Origin of the sequence: Clostridium sp. JS66, assembly GCF_033561535.1 — a bacterium.
GTDB lineage: Bacteria > Bacillota > Clostridia > Clostridiales > Clostridiaceae > Clostridium_AM > Clostridium_AM carboxidivorans.
In genome coordinates this window covers 2,305,653-2,327,096 of sequence record NZ_CP131467.1, presented here as the reverse complement: position 1 = coordinate 2,327,096, position 21,444 = coordinate 2,305,653, and the positions used below count along the sequence as shown (strand labels likewise).

The 21,444-nt window shown below is 32.0% G+C and carries 18 protein-coding genes and 1 pseudogene; 3 read left to right on the top strand and 16 right to left on the bottom strand.

The features are described from left to right. Positions 1-157: 157 nt before the first annotated feature. Positions 158-2,173 (bottom strand): molybdopterin-dependent oxidoreductase, encoded by a 2,016-nt coding sequence (locus Q6H37_RS10970; protein ID WP_318741846.1) that lies wholly within the window; start codon positions 2,171-2,173, stop codon positions 158-160. 217 nt (positions 2,174-2,390) lie between these two features. Next, positions 2,391-3,080, bottom strand: a complete 690-nt coding sequence (locus Q6H37_RS10965) for a Crp/Fnr family transcriptional regulator (RefSeq protein ID WP_318741844.1) — start codon at positions 3,078-3,080, stop codon at positions 2,391-2,393. A gap of 178 nt (positions 3,081-3,258) precedes the next feature. Between Q6H37_RS10965 and Q6H37_RS10960 the strand changes: the two genes are divergently transcribed. After that, a complete protein-coding gene (locus tag Q6H37_RS10960; RefSeq protein WP_318741842.1) occupies positions 3,259-3,945 on the top strand; it encodes a YjjG family noncanonical pyrimidine nucleotidase in 687 nt (228 codons plus the stop codon). A gap of 59 nt (positions 3,946-4,004) precedes the next feature. Here the strand turns inward: Q6H37_RS10960 and Q6H37_RS10955 are convergent, their stop codons facing one another. The 4 genes and pseudogenes from Q6H37_RS10955 to Q6H37_RS10940 all read right to left on the bottom strand — a co-directional run. After that, entirely contained in the window at positions 4,005-4,760 is a 756-nt protein-coding gene (locus Q6H37_RS10955; protein WP_318741840.1) for a hypothetical protein, read from the bottom strand. A 44-nt stretch (positions 4,761-4,804) separates the two neighbouring features. Continuing rightward, positions 4,805-5,524: a hypothetical protein gene (locus Q6H37_RS10950; protein ID WP_318741838.1), complete on the bottom strand. Its 720-nt coding sequence runs from the start codon at positions 5,522-5,524 to the stop codon at positions 4,805-4,807. Positions 5,525-5,545: 21 nt separating this feature from the next. Further along, the gene (locus Q6H37_RS10945; protein ID WP_318741836.1) at positions 5,546-6,475 is read right to left on the bottom strand and encodes an ABC transporter ATP-binding protein; all 930 of its coding nucleotides are present in this window, start codon (positions 6,473-6,475) and stop codon (positions 5,546-5,548) included. Positions 6,476-6,519: 44 nt separating this feature from the next. After that, positions 6,520-6,762, bottom strand: a pseudogene (locus Q6H37_RS10940) (IS3 family transposase); the annotation flags it as partial. A gap of 220 nt (positions 6,763-6,982) precedes the next feature. Here Q6H37_RS10940 and Q6H37_RS10935 point away from each other — a divergent pair. After that, the gene (locus tag Q6H37_RS10935; RefSeq protein WP_318741835.1) at positions 6,983-8,104 is read left to right on the top strand and encodes an HD-GYP domain-containing protein; all 1,122 of its coding nucleotides are present in this window, start codon (positions 6,983-6,985) and stop codon (positions 8,102-8,104) included. 72 nt (positions 8,105-8,176) lie between these two features. Here Q6H37_RS10935 and Q6H37_RS10930 read toward each other — a convergent pair whose 3' ends face one another. The 7 genes from Q6H37_RS10930 to Q6H37_RS10900 form a co-directional block, all read right to left on the bottom strand. Continuing rightward, on the bottom strand, positions 8,177-12,310 hold the full coding sequence (locus tag Q6H37_RS10930) for a beta strand repeat-containing protein (RefSeq protein ID WP_318741833.1): 4,134 nt from the start codon (positions 12,308-12,310) through the stop codon (positions 8,177-8,179). A 58-nt stretch (positions 12,311-12,368) separates the two neighbouring features. After that, positions 12,369-12,662 carry a DUF6916 family protein gene (locus tag Q6H37_RS10925; RefSeq protein ID WP_318741831.1) on the bottom strand — a complete coding sequence of 98 codons (294 nt, stop codon included), beginning with the start codon at positions 12,660-12,662 and terminating at the stop codon, positions 12,369-12,371. Positions 12,663-12,683: 21 nt separating this feature from the next. Further along, positions 12,684-13,346 (bottom strand): phage tail protein, encoded by a 663-nt coding sequence (locus tag Q6H37_RS10920; RefSeq protein ID WP_318741829.1) that lies wholly within the window; start codon positions 13,344-13,346, stop codon positions 12,684-12,686. An 88-nt stretch (positions 13,347-13,434) separates the two neighbouring features. Beyond that, complete coding sequence (locus Q6H37_RS10915; protein ID WP_318741827.1) at positions 13,435-13,947, bottom strand: GNAT family N-acetyltransferase; 513 nt, start codon at positions 13,945-13,947, stop codon at positions 13,435-13,437. Between the two features lie 124 nt (positions 13,948-14,071). Continuing rightward, positions 14,072-15,088, bottom strand: coding sequence for a phytanoyl-CoA dioxygenase (locus Q6H37_RS10910; protein WP_318741825.1), 1,017 nt, complete (start codon positions 15,086-15,088; stop codon positions 14,072-14,074). Positions 15,089-15,974: 886 nt separating this feature from the next. Next, positions 15,975-16,340: a diguanylate cyclase gene (locus Q6H37_RS10905; protein WP_318741823.1), complete on the bottom strand. Its 366-nt coding sequence runs from the start codon at positions 16,338-16,340 to the stop codon at positions 15,975-15,977. 320 nt (positions 16,341-16,660) lie between these two features. Beyond that, on the bottom strand, positions 16,661-17,482 hold the full coding sequence (locus Q6H37_RS10900; protein WP_318741821.1) for an Imm6 family immunity protein: 822 nt from the start codon (positions 17,480-17,482) through the stop codon (positions 16,661-16,663). A gap of 160 nt (positions 17,483-17,642) precedes the next feature. Between Q6H37_RS10900 and Q6H37_RS10895 the strand changes: the two genes are divergently transcribed. Continuing rightward, positions 17,643-18,368, top strand: coding sequence for a YfcE family phosphodiesterase (locus Q6H37_RS10895; RefSeq protein WP_318741819.1), 726 nt, complete (start codon positions 17,643-17,645; stop codon positions 18,366-18,368). A gap of 271 nt (positions 18,369-18,639) precedes the next feature. Here the strand turns inward: Q6H37_RS10895 and Q6H37_RS10890 are convergent, their stop codons facing one another. From Q6H37_RS10890 to pfkB, 3 genes are read right to left on the bottom strand one after another with little or no spacing between them, the layout of a single operon-like run. Continuing rightward, positions 18,640-20,040, bottom strand: coding sequence for a fructose-specific PTS transporter subunit EIIC (locus tag Q6H37_RS10890; protein ID WP_318741817.1), 1,401 nt, complete (start codon positions 20,038-20,040; stop codon positions 18,640-18,642). Between the two features lie 21 nt (positions 20,041-20,061). Next, complete coding sequence (locus Q6H37_RS10885) at positions 20,062-20,505, bottom strand: PTS sugar transporter subunit IIA (RefSeq protein WP_318741815.1); 444 nt, start codon at positions 20,503-20,505, stop codon at positions 20,062-20,064. Beyond that, positions 20,506-21,444, bottom strand: coding sequence for a 1-phosphofructokinase (gene pfkB, locus Q6H37_RS10880; protein ID WP_318741813.1), 939 nt, complete (start codon positions 21,442-21,444; stop codon positions 20,506-20,508).

Genomic DNA, 21,444 nt, shown 5'->3' with positions numbered 1-21,444 from the left:
AGGAGCTGTGGCACTAAGAATAAATACTACAATGTGTTGTGTTAGTTTTTAATTTACAAAACACCATATTGTAGATAAATTCCTTAGTGTAACAGCTCTACTTCACTTTCTTTCTCTAGATTATTATTTTTAATATATTTACAATCCGCCCTTTAAATTAATTGCTGATGCTTTTTTGATGCAATTTAATATTTACCTTAACATCATAAAAAGTACTTCCTTTTCCCTGATCTGTAAGCCTTTGGGAAGTAAGTGTATTAACAGAACGATTTCCTGGTGTATTTTTCAGCCACCAAACTCCCTCAGTAACAACAACTCCTTTTGGGACTTTAGTTGTGATACTTAGCTTAAAGTCAGCTTCTCCTCTTTCGTTATAGGCAGTAACAAGTTCACCATCTTCTAATCCTATTTTAGAAGCATCCTCTGGATTTACCTGTAAAATCATTTTATTTGTTTTTACTAGCTCTTCTCTTTCATTAAAGGAAGAGTTTAATAATCGTGGATCTGGAGCATTTATTAACCAAAATTCTGCATCATCTCCATGAGGTTTAAAATATCCTGGTAAAGGCTCATCCTCATTTGGATTTAAGATTTCAATTTTTCCTGAAGAAGTTTTAAATTGAGTCTTATATCCCTCAGAAAGTGGTAACTCTAATGGTTTCCCTTCAATTAACGTTTCAATTTTAGTACTTGCAAGCCATGAAGATGGTTTTTCAAGGATAGTATTTATTAAATCATCCGCCGACTGCTTAAAGAAAGGTTTGTTTATTCCCATTGCATCTGCTAATAAGCTAAATACTTCAAAATTGGATTTTGCTTCACCTACTGGAGATACTACTGGATAGGCTCTCTGTACAGCGTAGTAACCATAAGCACTATATAAATCACTATGTTCAAGAGAAGTTGTTGCTGGCAAAATAATATCAGCATATTTTGCTGTATCAGTCATAAAGCGCTCATGAACTACTGTAAATAAGTCTTCTCTTGCCAACCCTTGCAATACTTTGTTTTGATCAGGAGCTACTGCTGCTGGATTGGAATGATATACATATAAACTCATTATAGGTGGATCGTTCAATTCATTTAGGGCATTACCCAATTCAACCATATTTATAATTCTTGTTGTTTTTTCTTGAAATTCTTCATGAGTTACAAGTTTTTTATCAAAAGCATGAGATGCAGATACAGATGTAAGCAGACCACCGCCAGCTTTTCCCCATGCACCAACAAGTGCTGGCAGACAGGTAATTGTTCTTACAGTCATTGCTCCATTACCATAACGTGACAAACCACTACCAAGTCTAATGAATGGTGCTTTAGCCTTTGCATACTGTACTGCTATATCTGCAATTACTGAAGCATCAATTCCAGTTATCTCACTTACTTTATCTAGTGAGTAATCTGGCAAAACAGTATCTTTAAGTTCCTCATATCCCTGTACATATTTATTTATAAAATCTTTATCAATTAAATTTTTTTCCGCCATTACATGCATCATTCCAAGCGCTAGAGCACCATCAGTACCAGGTTTAACTACAATAACTTTGTCAACAATTTTAGTCGTACTTGTTTCATATGTATCAATTAACCATACTTTTGCTCCCTTTTTTTTAGCTATGTTTATATCATGTATAATATGAATATCCGTTGCTATTGCATGGATGCCCCATAAAATAATTAAATCACTTTCCTGTATTTCTTTAGTGTGAGGCCCCATAGTTTCTCCCATAACTGCATTCCATCCACACTCTTTAGCTGGTGCACAAATAGTTCTATCAAGTCTTGAAGCACCTAAACTATAAAAAAACGGATGACCTGAATTACGCTGAACTAATCCCATAGTTCCTGCATATGAATATGGAAGTATTGCCTCTGACCCATACTTATCAATAACTTTTTTCCAATTTGTTTTAATATGTTCAATAGCTTCATCCCAGGATATAGGCACAAAATCACCACTGCCCTTAGCACCCTTTCTCAAAAGTGGTGTTAAAATACGTCCTTCAGAATGAACTGTTTTTTCATAATGAGCCATCTTTGGACAAAGTGTTCCCCTTGTAAAAGGATGTTCAGGATCTCCCTGTACCTTTACAGCTTTTCCATCTTCAACATGAACAATAAGACCACAAGTATCAGGGCAGTCATAGGGACAAACTGATCTAAAAATTTCCACAGCTATTCCTCCTTCTATTCTTCAACATTTTCTATATTTATTTCTAAAAATGATCCTACAAGAGTCAGTATATATCAAGAACTTTCAAGGTCATATTTATATTAAATAGATTATACCACATAAAAAATTATCATCTCAATATTAACTTTATATAATCTGTAATTCGTAAAGTAAGCATAGTGTGGCATAACCTTAATATTTATCATCTCTCAACTAATTATATAGATGTCATATATAAATTTTTAGAAAGTTCTCGAAGTCTAGCTTCATCTAGAATATGTATTGTTGTATTCTCACACTTTATAATTTTCTCAGCCTCAAGTTCTTTAAAAGTTCTATTTAAATGTCTATAGGTTGTTCCTAGAAATTGAGCTATTTCTTTAAAGGATGAACTTAAAACTATACTGCTTTTATCTGTTATATGCTCAACTAAATAGCTAGCCAATCTATTAGTAAGTGGATATATAAAGTTATAGGATGTATTGTTAATAGTTGCCTCAAGCTTTTCACTTAAAGAATCTACTAAATGATGTAAAAAATTAACATTATTCATATACTTTTTTCTGATTACAGTTGAAGGTATTGCAATTAAATAAGTATCTTCTGTTGCTTCAACATTACAGCGTACAGGCTTATCTTTTAGAAGTTCTATGTCTCCTATAATGTTAAATTCCTTGTAAAACTTTAAAAGCATTGACTTTCCATTTTCAAAAAGATAGGATATTTTAACTTTTCCTTTAACAAGCAAATAGTAATATTCAAGTTCGGACTCTGCTTTTAATATAACCTCATCCTTATGATAAAAATGAAGCTGTACATAATTTATTATATTATCATCAAATATATTTTCTATATCATACTTAACAAAATAATACTTCAAAAGTTCACTGTTCGAAATTCTTTCCATAAACCCTCCTTAACAGGACATATGTCATATCATAATTTATATCAATATGGTAACTTATCTATAAAGTAATGTAAAGCAAAGGAGAACTCTATAATGATTTTCTTTAACAGAATGTTCCTTATATGAGTGCTTTAATATATGTTACAATTATAAAAAGTAAGTAATTGGAGGATTAATTATGAAATACGAAATAATAATATTTGATGCAGACGAAACTTTATTTGATTTTAAAAGATCTGAAAGAGATGCTTTTAAAAATGCCATGCTTGAATTTAATATTGAATATGATGAAAATTACCACTTGAAAATATACAGCGATATAAATAAAGCCATTTGGAAAGAATTTGAGAAAAGATTAATTACTCAAGAAAAATTAAAGGTAGAAAGATTTAAGAGATTATCTGATAAATTGGACCTTAAATTTGATGAGGTTAAATTTGCCAGATCATATATGAAGCATTTAGCTAATGCATCCTTTTTATATGATGATAGCATATCTCTTGTGGAAAGTTTGCATAAAAGTTATAAGCTTAGTATAGTAACTAACGGTCTTACAGATGTGCAAAATAAAAGAATAAGAAAATCCGTTATAGCAAAATTTTTTGAGGATATAGTTATATCTGAAGAAGTAGGAGTGTCCAAGCCAGATTCTAAAATATTTGAACTTGCTTTAAATAATATAAAGCATACTGACAAAAGCAAGGTATTAATAGTAGGTGATAGCTTAACCTCTGATATACAGGGCGGTATAAATTCAGGTATTGACACCTGCTGGCTTAACTCAAATAAAATTGCAAACACAACAAAATTTAAACCTACTTATGAAATTTCCAATTTGATGAAACTTATGGATATACTTAAATAATATTAATATATAAAAATTTTCTTACTCATATTAAAGTTAGTGTTATAAGTAAACAGCTATTACTTTCCTGCCTCAATGGCGTTATAAGACTTATAAAAATCGCAGCCATTATTAACATCTTCTATTAATTTTGATAAACCTTTTTGTCCTACGACAGATAACCATCTATGCACCTCATGTTTTGCTAATGTATAATTGAACACTCTTGTTTTTAAATCACTTGCATAAAATTGTGCATATGAGTCTAAATTTTTCATATTAGTTACCTTCACACCATTTTCAGTTTTCTTTACCCATTGCTCTTCAGAATATTGAGGCCTATTATCTACTTGCATTGCCATTCCCTCATCAAACCACACAGGAACTTTTGTGATTTTGCTTTTATTAATTCTACATGCTAATTCACTATGAGTAAGTTCATGAGAAATTACATTAGTATTTAAACCATCTGGCCCTAAAACTATGTAACTACCAAATATAGTTTTTTCTGTAGCCCCTGTTTTATTTTCAACTCCATACTTTTTTAGCGTTGCTTGATCTTCGCTAATTATAAAAACAGGTTTAGCATTAAAGTTTCCATACAACTGAGCCACAGTATCTTTAGATTTAGAAATAGTATTCAATATATTGCTTGCCTCTCCATTGGCAGTATCAGGTTCCACATAAACATTTTTAGATATCTCTTTAAAGTCTGAAAAACTTATTGTATAGCAATTAAATGCGTAGACAACTGACCTATTGGATAATATAAAAAATAAAGATAAAGTAATTATAAATATTATAAAACTCCTAATAATAATTTTACTTTTTTTCATAATAAGGACCTCCATAAAAAATTTTTTAATTGGTTAATAATAAACTAAAACAATTTTTTCTTCATGCATTTTATAAATAGTATTATCAAAATCAGCAAATAAATTAGCCCTATTGCAAAAGTAAATATTATATTAAATATGTTTCCTATATTTATATAATCTATTGAACCAATTTTATCTATCATCAGATATGCAGGTGGCAATATCACACCTATCCATTTTAAAAATGGAAATGATTGAACAATAGGTTTTTCCATAGTTGAAACAATGATAAGCAGGTTTAAAAATAATATTGCCATTTTTCTGTCTTTAACTAACCTAGAACTAAATAAACTTCCAACAGTAATCCCAAGGAATCCAACAATTGCATGACTAATTAATGCAATTATAATATCTGATATAACAACTTTTCTAATAAAAGCACCATTTAAAATTGGATAATAAACTGTAAATATGTCTAATATGAGAATAAAGCTCCACATAAATAATACTTTACATAAATAATAAATATTTTCATTTTTAATATGTAAAATAGTTAATTGCTGCTGTACAACATATTCATTATCAATAAATCCAAAAGATAGCCATGCAGAAATTGCATATATACATATGCATGTAACTGCGTACGAACTCATTACATAGGCAGGTTTATTAGAATACATGGCTGAAATTAGAACAATATATACCAATAAAGGAGCAATGTATTTGTAAGATCTTTTGTAATCTTGAAAAAAGTACAACATTAAATATTTAAAAGTATTCATAATTAACTTATCCTTTCTAAATTATAGATTACTTTCATTTACTGAAACAATACTATAACCCATTTGCAATAATTTAGATATAGCAATATCACTATACTTCTTATTTATTAAAACACTAACTAATTGTCCATTTTCTACTATACTTAATAAGCCATTAAACTTTTTTATCATATTAGCATCAAATCCTTCGCATGCTTTAAAACGTATCAACATATTTTTATAATTACTATTTTTATTACGTATATCCCATATAATTTTACCATCTTTAATTGTTATAACTTTATCTGCCAACTTATTAACCAAATTCATTTCGTGGCATGCTAATACAATACAGCTTTCTTCTATTTTAAATTTTTGTAATATATCAATAAACTTTTTTTGTGAATTATTATCCTGTCCTGAAAGTGGTTCATCTAATAGTAATATATCAGGTTTAGACATAAAGGCTTGTATAACAGCAACCTTTTGAATTGTACCTTTGGATAGGTATTTTATTCGAGTATCTTTCATTAAATCAATATTAAAGGTTTGAAATAATTCACTCGAGCACTTATCTATGTAAGTTTGAGAAAATCCTTCTATTTTTCCCATATAGTAAATATATTCAGATGGAGTAAAATTTAGTTTAGGAAAACGATCTGGAACATACCCAATTTTAAGTTTATCCCCATTGTTGCACAAAATTCTTTTACCACTAGATAAACTGCTCAAACCTGCTATTATTCTTAATAATGTACTTTTGCCTGTACCATTATCCCCTATGATGGCTAAATTTTGGCCTCTTACAATTTTTAAATTTATATTATTCAATACACATTTATTTCCATAAATTTTACTAACATTTTCAAGAGTAATTAAACTTTCCATAAGTATGTACTTTCCTTTCTGTTTATTAAAATGGAATCCATCCAGAGACATTGCAGCTTTAGTAAAATAATAACTTACAACCATAAAATTTCCACATAATTTTATTATATATTTCCTGTATAAAAAGTTCAAATATATGAGAGATATTGAACAGGAGTCATCTTTTTTAATGCCCATTGATATCTATAATTATTGCAGTAAATTATGTATTCCTTGATTTCTTTTCTAAGCTCATCTAGAGTTTTTCATAACTTTAAGTATGCCTCATCTTTAAAGTGACCGAAAAACGATTCTTGAGGTGCATTATCCCAACAGTTACCACGTCTAGACATAGATTGTCTTAATTTATAGGTTTTTATTAGACTTTGGAATATAATACAAATAATTTTATATTTTCTCATTATCCTTCGGATATGATTTACGATTGTAAATCATATTTTTTATAAAAAAATTATAATAATGTCCTTCAGTACATTACCAAAAATGACGAAAGCTAGTATAATGATAATTATAGTATACATTTTAGTAATCAATTTGCTTATTATAATAAAATTTCAAATATATTGTAATGGATAGAAGGAGATGAGAAAATTGGATTTGGATAAAATACCTGGTAAAATAGCCGTACCTATAGATAAATTAGAACCTGGCATGGTGGTTGCAGAAGAGATTAAATTACACGATAAGGTTTTCATAGCTTCAGATGTAAAACTTACAGAAAAACTTATAGAAAAATTGAAGAAATTATTAGAAGATTTTTGTATAGAAGGCGAAGTAACAATATTTAATCCAGAAAGGTATAAAAACATTGACACTATGCTTCCTGCACATAATAAATCTAAAAATGTCAATGTACGATCAAATCAAAATGTTTTAGGAGTTGAAATGTATTTTCAAGCATATACAAGAGTGCTTGGAGAACTATTTACAAATATAAATTATAAGGCTGATGACATTATAAAGGAAATAAAGAAACTTTCAATGGATATACAGACAGATCTTCATTATCCAGCACCAGTTGTGAAAAATATAGTTCTTTATGGCAGTGGAGGAGATTATTTATACAGGCATTCTGTTAATGTGTCTGTGCTATCTTTTATGATTGGTAAGTGGCTAGGATTAAGTGGATCAGAACTAGAATTACTAACTTATTCAGCTATATTACATGATTTTGGAAAAACAAAATTGGATTGTTCGACCTTAAATAAAAGTACAAAATTATCTCCAGCAGAATTCAAACATATAATGTTGCATCCAATACTAGGATATGAGTTTATGAAAAAAATACCTTCTGTTCCTGAAGATGTTCTTCAAGGGATACTAATGCATCATGAAAGATTGGATGGTTCAGGCTACCCACTAAAACTTAAAGAAGAAAGAATACATAATTTTGGGAAAATTATCGCAATAGCAGATGTATTTGAAGCCATAAACTCTAATAGAATATATAAAAAAAGAAGATCTCCCTTTGAAGCTCTTGAAACAATCAAAAGTGAAAGTTTAGGGAAATTGGATTATAATTTTTGTAAAATATTCATTGAAAATATTAGCAGCTTTTATGTTGGCGAGAAAGTTCTATTGAATACAAAAAAGGTAGGTACAATTTTAAAGATTGACTATAACAATTTGACATGTCCGTTAATTTCTGTTGGATCTGAGTTTATAAATTTAGCAGAAACAAAAGATGTACATGTGAAAAAACTTATATTATAACCAAACTAAGTCAATAAGAAAGAAACTTGAATAAGCATATGCCTATTCAAGTTTTTGTTTTTGAGGATTGTATTACTTAACAGTAAATTCATATCTTAAATTTTCTGCTAATGGCTCTTTGTAGTTCGAGGTAACCTTTTTAGTGATATATATATAATAAGTTTCTCCTGATTTATATGAATTTACAGGTGATACCTTAATTACATCATCTGATTCACAACTTACCTTTATGTCAATTTTGTTTCCTTTTGAATCAGTTACATATATATTATCTGATGTTACTGTGGATGGATCTGCTTCCTTTGTAAACTTAAGATGCCATTCTTTATTTTGATCTACCTTATCCGGCATAACAGTAGTTTTTCCATTGAAATAATCCTTTGGCATTTCTATTAAAGTAAAGCTGCTAAATTTATTTACATAAATAGAAATACCTACTACGCTGCCTTTTTCATCATATACAATAGTTCCTTTATCCACCACATCTTGTCCACCACTGTGATGAACCATAACTGCTAAGGAAGAAAGGAACTTGTCTAATTCCTCCTTTGAAGTTGGAAGCTTAGATGAATCTATAGGAATAGTTATCTTTACTCTTCCTGTAATATTAGCTTCTATATTAAGTGGTGCCGCAATTATCTGTGCACCTGAAGCTAATTTTAATACAAGTGCTTTATTATTTTCAATTTTGCTTTCATCTTTTTCCTCACTTATTTTTACTACTGCACCCTGTTCACCTAATTTCTTTATTGTCACTGCTGGTACCTCTAAGGCTGCTTTTTCTGTTTTCAAATCTAAGGAGATATTTTGTTTCGCAAGTTCACCCATTGAAACTGCTGGAAGTTGAAATTCTGTTCTATCTGCACTATTCCCTGCTGTATTTGAAATATCTATAGCTGCCTTTGTACTTTTTGTTTCTGAAGCCTTCTTTACAGCTTCTGCTGCTGTATTTTCATCAAATTTTACAATATCTGTTTTTACCCCTTGCGTATCTGTAGTTCTTGTTATAGTTGTCTGAACTGCAGTACTTTCTTGATTTCCATTCTCAACTACAACTGGTACTTGTCTGGTTTCAGTTGTAGGTTGTGGTGTTGGAGGGATATATGGTATTGGAACATCTGCTGCAAAGTACGCTGTTACCTTTATATTGTTTTGAACATTTCTATCTATTCTTGTAGCTGTAGGCACACTATCACTCCAGTTTGTAAAGTGATATCCTGCATTTGGTACTGCTGTTACTGCTGTTCCTATTGTACCTCCAGCTACACTCTGTAAGCTTTGTCCTGATATTGTCCCATTTGGCCCTGCTGTATAAGTAAGGGTATAGGTTATTGGTGTTCCTACTGTTGCTGTCGCTACACTACTTATTGTTTTTCCACTTGACTGTGCTGTTACTGATATACTTTGTCCTGCTGTTAATGTCAATCCACTAACTGTCCAAGTTCCTCCTACTGCTGTTACTGCTGGTTTTGCAACTCCTCCTATACTAAGTATTACACTTGCTCCTGCTTCTGCTGTTCCACTTATACTTGTATCTCCAGCTGTTGGAGTCCCTGTTATTACTGGTGCTGCTGTTTGCAATGGTGCCATTGCTACTGTTGCTGTCACTGCACTACTTATTGTTTTTCCACTTGCCTGCGCTGTTACTGATATACTTTGTCCTGCTGTTAATGTCAATCCACTAACAGTCCAAAATCCTCCTACTGCTGTTACTGCTGGTTTTGCAACTCCTCCTATACTAAGTATTACACTTGCTCCTGCTTCTGCTGTTCCACTTATACTTGTATCTCCAGCTGTTGGAGTCCCTGTTATTACTGGTGCTGCTGTTTGCAATGGTGCCATTGCTACTGTTGCTGTCACTGCACTACTTATTGTTTTTCCACTTGCCTGCGCTGTTACTGATATACTTTGTCCTGCTGTTAATGTTAATCCACTAACTGTCCAAGTTCCTCCTACTGCTGTTACTGCTGGTCTTGCAACTCCTCCTACACTAAGTATTACACTTGATCCTGATTCTGCTGTTCCACTTATACTTGTATCCCCAGCTGTTGGAGTCCCTGTTATTACTGGTGCTACTGTTTGTAATGGTGCCAGTGCTGTTGGTGTTACACTACTAGATGCACTTGAAGCTGCTCCTGTTCCTACTCCATTGGTTGCTGTTACTGTAAAAGTATATGCTGTTCCATTGCTTAATCCAGTTACTGTTATTGGACTTCCTGTTCCTGTTTTTGTAAAGCCTCCTGGATTTGATGTTACTGTATAGCCTGTTATTGCACTGCCTCCATCGGATGCTGGTGCTGTAAAGCTTACTGTAGCTTGGCCATCTCCTGCTGTTGCACTTACTCCTGTTGGTGCTCCTGGTACAGTTGCCGCAGCTGTTGGTGTTACACTACTAGATGCACTTGAAGCCGCTCCTGTTCCAACTCCATTGGTTGCTGTTACTGTAAAAGTATATGCTGTTCCATTAGTTAATCCACTCACTGTTATTGGACTTCCTGATCCTGTTCCTGTAAAGCCTCCTGGATTTGAGGTTACTGTATAGCTTGTTATTCCACTGCCTCCATCGGATGCTGGTGCTGTAAAGCTTACTGTAGCTTGTCCATCTCCTGCTGTTGCACTTACTCCTGTTGGTGCTCCTGGCACGGTTGCCGCAGCTGTTGGTGTTACACTACTAGATGCACTTGAAGCCGCTCCTGTTCCAACTCCATTGGTTGCTGTTACTGTAAAAGTATATGCTGTTCCATTAGTTAATCCACTCACTGTTATTGGACTTCCTGATCCTGTTCCTGTAAAGCCTCCTGGATTTGAGGTTACTGTATAGCCTGTTATTCCACTGCCTCCATCGGATGCTGGTGCTGTAAAGCTTACTGTAGCTTGGCCATCTCCTGCTGTTGCACTTACTCCTGTTGGTGCTCCTGGTACAGTTGCTGCTGCTGCAGATATTGTAAAGGTATTACTGTCCACTGCAGGTGTTCCACTAGCAAAGTGGATTGCTCCATTTCCTGCTGCTGTAAGGCTACATGTTAAATCTGTAAAAGTTGCTACACCTGCTACTGCTGCCTTCGTTGCTGTTCCTCCTATTGTCCATGTTCCTGTCCCTGCTTTTGCACTCGCTACTACGTTTGCTGTAGTTGACACTCCTGTTGAGCAAGTATTATTATATTGATCCTTTAAAGTCACTATTGGCTGTGTTGCAAATGCATCTCCACTTGTGGTTCCAGCTGCTGGCTGTCTGCTAACCGAAAGGTTTGCCACTGCTCCTGCATTGATTGTCTGCGGTACTGTTGAATCATCATAGCCTGTTGCTTTTATTACTACATTTCCTGTTGCAGGTGTTCTTAAATAGCTTTGCTTTGATGAATCTGTTGTTGTTGCTGATGGTTTTAATGTTACCTTTCCACTGGAAACACTATACTGACTTGCTTCAAGTGCTTTTCCATTAAAACTTACTCCTGTTATTTTTTCTTGAAAATCTAAATCTGCTCCAAATGTTACGTCTATATCATGATCTACATCATTGTTTATTGTTGCTGCTGTTAAGCTCTTTCCTGGTAGAATCGGATCAGCTACACTAATATTATCCATAAAAATACATAAATCAGCAGTAGTATTATTATGACTAATTCTGAACTCATTTATATTATTCCACCCAGCACCCGACAAAGTTACTGTTACTGGTTCCACCGCCCCGTTCGGAGCAGTAAATTTTTGTGTTGCACCTGGAACAACACTTCCTCCATTATATCCTGTTACTGTAAATTCTACAGGATCAGTATTATCTGCATTCGTAAAATTATCCTCTGCTTGAAAGGATACTAATTTAAAATTACCTTTTGTGGAGGTAATTCTTGCTGCTCTATTCGATCCACAATTTCCTTGAAAATAAATAGCCTTTGAATTAGTTGGAATACTACTTCCAGAGTATCCACTAGTACTATTTACAATTTCAACCCAAGGTGCTTGAGTACCTGGGATACCACTTGTATCATCACTTCCATCAGCTTTAAGCAAAGAATATGTCCAATCTCCAATAGTTTTTGGACAAACATATTGCCCAACAGAATATGAATTTGATTCAAAATTCTCAGATTGAGGCGTAGTTGCTGCATAAGCCTTATTCTCCCCTAGTCCCATGGGGCCTGGAAAAATTGTTAAAACAAACAAAAGTGTAGATAGTATCGATACCTTTTTCAAAAATTTTTTCATATCAAAATCCTCCTTGTAACTCTTTTATCTTTAAACTACACATGAAACAAAAGCTTTACTACGAAAAAGCAGCCTCATAATAATTAAATTTTCCATCTAATGGTGCTGTAGGAGTAATGGCCATTTCGAAGTTTCCTACTTTCTCCTGCTCCATACTATAGCAGCCCGTCTCAATCCATATTTCTTTATTGCTTGAAAACACTAAAAAAAATGGTTCTCTTTTCAAATTTGGAATTTTAAACTTTGAAGCAGATACCTGCACAAGGGTAATTTCCACATGCTGCCCTTCTCCATAAAAGACTTTAAATACATCCCCTACACTAAATGTACCTATGGTAAAGTTCTCTAACATTGCTCATAACTCCTTACTTTGTTATTCTCTTGTAGGAAATATTCCATTAACACATATTATATAACCTACACATAAATAAGATGGCATAACTTTAACTCCACTAAAAGGATTAGGAACATTAGCACTACATGTTGATGTTACTGTAGGTGCTGAAACAGTAATATTAGCTTGTACATTAAATGGTTTTAAATTTGCTCCTGTTGTTGGGCTATTGGTAGTATAAATATTGGCATTCTGTCCTCCTGAAGTTTTAGCAATTCCAAGCGTACAGGTGTTACCTGGCGTGTTTAATACTGTAGCAGCATTATAAGCATCAGTATTAACAGGTATTTTCACCTCGATATTTACTGGTGTAGTACCTCCACCTCCAGTAACACTGCTTGTAATCGGATGTATATGTGCTGGTATGTTATTTGCTGTAAGTGTTACAGCTTCAACGTTATCCACACGCTGCGCCAACTGATAACTTACTTTGTTGTTTGGATTTACTCCATACCCTATAGGAAAACGTCCTCTTAAATCTGGCAGGCAGAAATTATTACCACTACCTCCAAAATTGTATCCAAGTAGCGCAAAGAGTGCTTGATTTTGAGCTATCGGAATTGACTGCCCTTGACATAACATCCATCCCCTTGGTGCCCAATTCATTGCCCATGCTAAAATAGTTCCAATATAAGCGTCCATTTTTTAATTCCTCCTGTTTTTTTATTATTTATAATCAACAATGCAGCAATGCTACACTGGACTATACCTTTTCATAAAATTCTTAATACTATAGAATACACTTCATTTCATAAGCAATTCCTTTGTTTTCTACAACCTTAAATCCAAGTTTTTCATAAAATGCATATGCCCCTTGGTTAAACCAAGCAACTTGCAGAGATACTGTTTTTTCCTTTTCTACAGCATTTCCTACCACTGTGGTAACAATCTTTCTCCCAATACCTCGACCTCTGTATTCTTCTAACAACCCAATCTCCAAAATTCGGTCTACGGTTTTACCATAATAAATATAAAGACGCCCTATAGGCTTTCCATCCATCGTAATTATATTCAGCTGTGCCTCTGGATACATTTCCATCAACTGTTGCTGTTCCATCATAAATTGTTGTGCTATAATACTTTCTTTTTGTTCTTCAGTTATACCACTAATCCAAGTCAAATCTTGACGACTTTCCTTAAATATTTTTAACAGCATGTCCTCATGTTTAGCTTCTAGCACTTCTATTGAAATATTAATTCCTTCCTCAGTATTCCTACTAGACTTTTGTTCGTTATCATCCATGTTTATAATCATTCCTTTCAGCATTTATCTCCTATAGAATAATTGTACATTTTTAATTCATATCATTCATTGGGTGAGTTTTTTATAAAATACGTTTTTATACTTAAAATTAAGTCTCAAATAGTCACACTTGTAATTTATATATGAAGCCTGGTTTTTCACTAACTACATATTGAAACCTCAACTTTTTCCATTTATTATTTCTCCAGTCTATATCCATTATTTTATAAGGTAAGTTTAAAGAACATTGTTTGTAGGTTAATTTCTCTCCTTCAAAAACTTGTATAGTGGTAAGTAAACTTAACCTTTTATATCGTTCCTCCATGATATGTGAAAGCTCAATCTCTGTTTCAGGAAATTCATAATTTTTATTTTTCATTACTCTTTTTACACTCTCCTTATTCAACTCAAATATTTTACGCAGAGGATAATAGAAATCGCCTTCCGCCCCCTCAATTCCCATTGTTCTTTCCATTTCCCTCTTTGGGTCTATTAAGGCAGCTTCAATATCTATATTTTGTGGTATTAAAATTCCTTCTATCTCCATTTGAGGAACTAAGTTAAAAGTTATAGCTACTTGTGGTTCATTTTTAAGTGCATTTTGCATGGTTTCTGTAATAATCATATGAACAGGCTTACTTTTATTAATCTTGTATTCTGTAGCATCACATTGAACAATTTCTTCTACGTATTCTTCCACTTCGAAAACTTTAATTATCTTTTTCAAAGCCTCTATACTTCCCTGATTTATTTCAAGTAAGGTAAATTTTATTTCCTTACTTGAAAAAACAGTAGTTATCGGAAGCATTAATGTTGCAAAAGGACCTGTACCTGCATATAAAATATGTATTGTTCTATCAGGAAACTTTTCTTGAGCTTTTTTTATTCCAAAAAAAATCCCCCTAATAAATCTCTTTGTTCTCATTAATTCCTTCACGCAGACCCCTGCCCAAAAAGTACCGATTGCCTTTCCTTTTGGAAGATAGTATTCTTTCCTACTACACTCATCTTCCTTCAACTCTGATGCAGCTAGAAAAAGTGTAAATAAATCATCACATGTATCTTTTATTTTTCCATACTCATCCTCTTCTTCAAGCAAAATTCTAGTTATATTTTTCAATTTTTCTTTATAACTGTTCATAAAATTAGACTTCCTCCTGTTTGCAAAAAATCCTTATATTCTAGGTTGCTAATTTGTGCATGAATCCACCATTCCCATTTATCACATAAATATATTCAACCTTGTTTATCTTGTGTTACTCACGTTAGCATATATTGTAACTTCATCAATCCTAATGATTGTTATTTCCAACATATTGCATTAATATAATATTCTTCACTTTTCACCAAATACCTTCACATAAATAAATTTTTATGCAATTTTTCTACTTTTATGAAAATTTTTATATATTGCTATCATTAACGAATAAAGTCAAACGATTCTGAAAATCATAATTTTCTATAGATATTTTATTGCTATTTAACACACAAATATAATTTTTAAAATTTATATAGATAAATGTCCACATAAAAATCCTTACACTCAAATAGTATAGTTATTTTTTATAAAATACTATTGGCTAAATGGCCAGTTTTTTATTTAAATATAACTTTTATTTCTGCAGGTCTATTATCAGCAATTACATCTAATCCTGTTCCAATATGACCTGCAAACAAAAATGTCTCCTACAAAAATAAGCTAATATGTAAAAAAATTATCTTAATTTGTTTCAAAGTAATTTTTATCATAATATAAAAGTTTTTTATGTGCTATACCCCTTTTGGAGTATTTTTATAATAAATTTTAAAACTTATTATAAAAAAACTTCACTATGTATTTGTTATAGATTTTCTACTGGATAGTTACCTTTAAATAAATGCAAAAATAAAAAAATTCTCTATACAACTATAATTGTAAAGAGAATTTTTCGTTTAAGTACAAATTATTCCGAATAACTTTTTTATAATTATTTAACAGCAAATTGATATCTCAATTCATTCACTAAAGAAGTCTTATTCTTATATTCTTACATATCTAATGAAGCTATTACAACTTTATTTCTCCCTTGTTCTTTAGCTTGGTAAAGGGCAACATTCGTTAATTTATAGGAAGCATCAAAGGATTCTGAAAAATTGTCTTTTAATAGAGAAATACCAAAACTTGCAGTTATCTTTATTTGAATTTTATCAGTGACTATTACATTATCCTGAATTGCCAATCTAATTTTTTCAGCTATGGCATAAGCTTCATCAATTGAAGTATCAAAAATAAAAACAAGAAATAATTTTATTCGTGTAATATTACTTGCATTAAGATCATGGATAATTTTACAGTTTTGTTCTTTTGTAAAAGCATAATTTGACTTATTAAAAAAGCTTAATTTATTCATCATGGTTCTCATTCCTTCCACTTAGACTAGTCACAAAATGCTTATTAAAACACTCAATTTTCCATAATGCTACACCGTTTCCTTAATAATACAATTATATATCAAACGACTTTATTTTATAATTACTGACTTCGTAAAGCTGTATAAAAACTAATTTGCGATGCAAGATTTTAATAAAGTGAATTTTCTAAAATTGAATAAGAACAAACAAATTAAGCTTCTAATGAAATATAAAATAAAAATAAAACTGCCTTACTTTAGAAAATCACTTTCTATTATAAGACAGCTTTTGTTGCTAAAATCAACTCATTTTTCCATTAAAATTATAAATTATTTAACCCTAAACAAAAGAGTATTTTTTCTTTATTAATTAATTTATCCTGTATCATATAAAGCAAAAATTTTATAAACATTTCTGACATATCTTCTCCCTGGAAACTATCAAGTATTTCAGGAAGTGGGCAATGTTCCCCATACTCCTTGTAAATAGCAAGTGTAAGTATGTATGATGTTATATTGCTTATATGACCTATAAGTAATATAATATCATTATCTTCTACTTGACATGAAAGTTCAACAATATCTGAACAATCTTCACTATCCAGAAGAGGATAAAGTTCATCAGCTGTAACACCTTCTCCTTGTACAAAGCCTTTGCACACTTCAAGAGTTCTTTCAACAACTTCCACCCACAAACTGTCATCTGATAACTTTGATGCTGCATTTTTCTTCTGTTTCATTTCCTCGAGTAATATTTCACCAATTCTAACCAATATACTTCCTAGTTCAATGTCTGATAACATTTCAATATTACTTTCTATCCATTTAAGTGGAGCAAGAAACTCCGACATAATCTTAGGAATCTTTAGTAATAACTCCTGTTTTGGTTCAAAATAGTTATTTGAAAAATTCTCTGCATGTTTTAAAAATAAATCTTCCCCCATCTCATAACGTTCCCAAACAATTGGTCTTCCATCTAGTCTTATTTCATAACGAAAACCATTAACCAAGCAGTATGCATTACTTGCATTACTAAAATATATAAGCAAATCACCAAAATCAACATTGTTTTTTAAAGCCTCTGCTACATTAGGGGCAATTGTTTCCCTTAAAATTAATTTATCTAAAATTTCCTTTCGTGACATAATACAACCTCTTTCATTCATTTTATTATCTGTATGCTATAATTTATTATATAGACAAACTATTATTTGCTCAACTTTCATATATACAATTTTCACTTAATTAACTATTAATTATTCGCTCTTACCTATTAACTAAAAATATAAATCAAGGAGGACTTTTATGAAGGTAGCAGTTTTATCTGATATTCATGGCAATGGAGTAGCATTACAATATGCAATAAATGATTTAAAAAGTTTAGGTATTAAAAAAATTATTATTTTAGGAGATATAATAATGAAAGGTCCTATGCCTTCACAGTCTCTTGAAATGCTAAAAGATAAGGATTTAAAAATTATAGCATGGATTAAAGGAAATACAGATTTATGGCTTGAAAAAATTACAGATGTTTGTATACCTTCAACAAAAAGAGAAAAGGAACTATATTCATATTATAAATATGCAAAGGATAATTTAAAGAAAGATCAAATAGTATTTCTTAAAGAATTGCCATTACAATGTTCAATTAATTTAAATGGAATTAGCATACTATGTGTTCATGGAACACCTCAATCCATAGTTGAAGCAATAGATTGCAGTGTTCCAGAAGAAGAAATTAAGAAAGCAATAAAAGGTGTGAAAGAACAAGTTATTTTAAGTGGACACTCTCATACTTCTTTTATTGGTGAAGTAGATGATAAAATCATATTTAATGTGGGAAGTATAGGCAATTCACTTGATGGTGATAATAGAATATCCTATGGAGTTTTAGATTTTGTTGAAGATAGAGTTAATTTAACAAATAGAAGAATTAGTTACCCTACAGATGAGATTATTAATATAGCAATTGATAATAAATTTCCTCTGCTGGATGAATATAAAAGTGTTATATTAAATGCTTATATGTAATAGACATACTTCCATATTAAAAAACACTAAAGATAATATACAAGGATGCAGTATAGGTGGACAATCTATATCTGCATCCTGTAAAGCTTTCGCAATAATTTTACTTATATATATCTTCCGACACTGTCCTCTGAAAAAGTTGTGTCACAATGTGTTTATATTAATTCAAAATTGTATTTGCAAAAGTTCAATTCACAATAAGTAAATAGAACTGCCTTCCTTTAGAAATTGCTTTCTATTGTAAGACAGTTCTTAAAACTAATATTTATATCTATTCAATATTTTTCTTAACTACTGAAAGTATCACAGCTGTTACTACAGTACCTGCTACTAAAGCAATTAAGTATCCACCAAGGTTTGTTACAACATTTGGAATTGCTAAAACCCATGCTCCACCATGAGGAACTGCAAGTTTACAACCAAGCATCATTGATAGTGCGCCTGCAACTGCAGAGCCTGCCATGTTTGCAGGTATTACTCTTAATGGGTCTGCTGCTGCAAATGGTATAGCACCTTCTGTTATAAAGGATAATCCAAGTGCCCAAGCTGCTTTTCCTGCTTCTCTTTCTGCATCTGTAAATTTCTTTTTAGCGAGTACTGTTGAAGCTAAAGCTATTCCAAGTGGAGGAGTCATTCCAGCTACCATAACTGCTGCCATTATTGGAGAACCACCTGCTACTATTGTACCTGTACCAAAAACATAAGCTGCTTTATTAACTGGACCACCCATATCAAATGCCATCATGCATCCAAGAATTAAACCAAGAACTGCTGCATTTGCACCTGCTAATCCTTTTAACCAAGCTAGTAAAGCTGTATTTATAGCTATAAGAGGAGTGCCTAAGATAAATAAGTATATTAAACCAATTAGTGCCACTGAAAGTAATGGTAATATTAACACTGGCATTAAACCTTCTAATGTTTTTGGAAGTTTAATAATCTTCTTTAAGCCTAAAACTATATAACCTGCTAAGAAACCTGTGATTAAAGCACCTAAAAATCCACTGCTGCCAGCTGCTGGCGGATGAGCTAAAAATTGTCCACTATAAATTGCTCCGCTTGCAAGAGAACCACCTACAAAACCAGCTGCAATACCTGGTCTATCAGCTATTGAATAAGCAATATATCCTGATAGAACTGGTAACATAAGAGCAAATACTCCTTTACCTGTGTTGAACAACGCTTCTGCTAGAGTTCCAGGGCAGTTATAAACATAAATTCCACCAAGTGCGAAACCTAAAGCTATTAAAAGACCACCAGCTGCAACAAATGGTATCATGAAGGATACACCTGTCATTAAGTGCTTGTACACACCTGTTTTCTCTTTCTTTTCAACTACTGGCATTTTTGCATCAGCTTTTCTTTCTGCTGGTTTAGCAGCCAAAGCCCTGTTTATAAGGTCTTTAGAATCTTTAATTGCATCTTTAACTGAAACTTTTACCATTGGTTTGCCTACAAATCTTGACATATCAACGTTTGTATCTGCTGCAATTATAACTGCATCTGCTTCTTTTAACTCCTGATCTGTAATTACATTTTCAGCACCTACAGAACCTTGAGTTTCAACTTTTATTTCATGCCCCATTTCCTTTGCTGCCATTTGAAGGGCTTCCGCTGCCATATAAGTATGAGCTATACCAGTTGGACAAGACGTTACTGCTACTAATTTCATAATTTTTTCCCCCTTTATTATTTATTCAAAAACTTCTATAAATTCTTCAAAACTCTGAGCTTTAAATAACTTTTCTCTTATTTCAGTATGCATAAGTTTTCTAGAAATTTCGCTTAATGCTCTTAAGTGAATGTCACTTGATTCTTCTGGAACAGATATAAGGAAAAATAAATAAGCTGGCTTATCATCCATAGATTCATAATCTATACCTTTATTACTTCTTCCAAAAGTTATAGAAGGTTCCTTTACAGCATCACTTTTTCCATGTGGTATTGCAATTCCCATGCCTATACCAGTTGAAAATTCTTCTTCTCTCTTCAAAACAGCTTGTCTAAATTTTTCCTTGTCGGTTATTTTGCCATCATCATATAAAACTTGTATTAACTCTTTTATAGCCTCATCTTTATTAGTTGCTTTTAAATCAAAGCATATTCTGCTCTTTGAAAACATGTCCTTTGTTGCCATTTAAAATTCCTCCTTAATTTCACATTTAACATCTATTAATAGTTTCTTTACCTGTTCTAAAGTACAAGCTTGAGTACCTTCAAGTGATACTGAAGCTGCCCCACAGGCTGTTGCAAATCTTAAAGTTTCTTCATCACTATAATTGTTCAATAAGCTGTACACTATAGCTGCTACCATTGAATCTCCAGCACCTACAGTACTTTTTACTGGAACCTTAAGTCCATGGCATTTATATACACCATTTTTTGTTACAAACAATCCGCCTTTTTCTCCAAGTGAAATCATAATTTTTGATATTCCTTGACTGTTTAGTTGTTTAGCTGCATTTATAATGCTTTCATCGGAGACATCCTTTAAGTTTAACAATTTTTGTAGTTCATGATCGTTAGGCTTAATAATATCAGGGCAAGCCTTTATACCTTGTTCTAAAAGATTTCCACTTGCATCTAGAATTACTAGTGCTTCTTTTGCTTTTGCTATTTTTGTTAATTGTAAATAGATATCATCTGGCAAGGATGGACTTACTCCACCTGATAAAATTACAATATCTCCTTTGTTACATATGGATTTAAATTTATTTATAAATGCTTCAAGCTCATATTCACTAATGTTTGGACCTGGTTCATTTATATCTGTATTTGTATTACTTAAACTATCCACTATTTTAGTATTTGTCCTTGTTTCATTTTTAATATGGATAAATTCATTACTTAGTTCCCTTTTTTTTAAGTCTTCGATAAACACATTCTCAAGGCTGCCACCTAAAAAACCTGTACATAAAGAATTTACATGAAAGTTTTTTAAAACTTTTGAGACATTTATGCCTTTGCCGCCAATGTCTTGTCTTGTAGTAATTGCCCTATTTACATTTCCAATAGTTAATCCATTTAATGTAATAGTTTTATCTAGAGCAGGATTTAAAGTTACTGTTATTATCAC